Here is a 591-nt window from a genome sequence, read left to right on the forward strand (position 1 = left end):
TGTTCCTAGTACGAGAGGACCGGAATGAACGCACCTCTGGTGTTCGGGTTGTCATGCCAATGGCACTGCCCGGTAGCTATGTGCGGACGGGATAACCGCTGAAAGCATCTAAGCGGGAAGCCTCCTTCAAGATGAGATCTCCCTGGGGCTTTAAGCCCCCTAAAGAGCCGTTGAAGACTACGACGTTGATAGGTTGGGTGTGGAAGCGCTGCGAGGCGTTGAGCTAACCAATACTAATTGCTCGTGCGGCTTGACCATATAACAGAATCGACTGTTAACGGTTAAACGATTCAGAAAGTCCGGACTTGTGCGATACGCAAGCATCCAAATGCTGTAAAATACAGCCAGCAAACTTTACGTTCCGCCACCCTATTTGAGTCAATCAAGGCCGACATAATAGATGTCATAAGACCTTCGAACTCATACAAAATTGCTTGACGACCATAGCAAGTTGGAACCACCTGATCCCATTCCGAACTCAGAAGTGAAACGACTTAGCGCCGATGGTAGTGTGGGGCTTCCCCATGTGAGAGTAGGACATCGTCAAGCTTCTAATACAAAATCCCTGTCAGACCTCTGACAGGGATTTTT

Annotated in this window: 2 rRNA genes; both read left to right on the forward strand. The window is 48.9% G+C overall.

The features are described 5' to 3' along the window. Window positions 1-258 (forward strand): 23S ribosomal RNA (locus tag VC28_RS00005); the annotation flags it as partial. A 175-nt stretch (window positions 259-433) separates the two neighbouring features. Beyond that, window positions 434-549, forward strand: a 5S ribosomal RNA gene (gene rrf, locus VC28_RS00010). Window positions 550-591 lie beyond the last annotated feature (42 nt).

The organism is Cellvibrio sp. pealriver (assembly GCF_001183545.1).
Taxonomy (GTDB): domain Bacteria; phylum Pseudomonadota; class Gammaproteobacteria; order Pseudomonadales; family Cellvibrionaceae; genus Cellvibrio.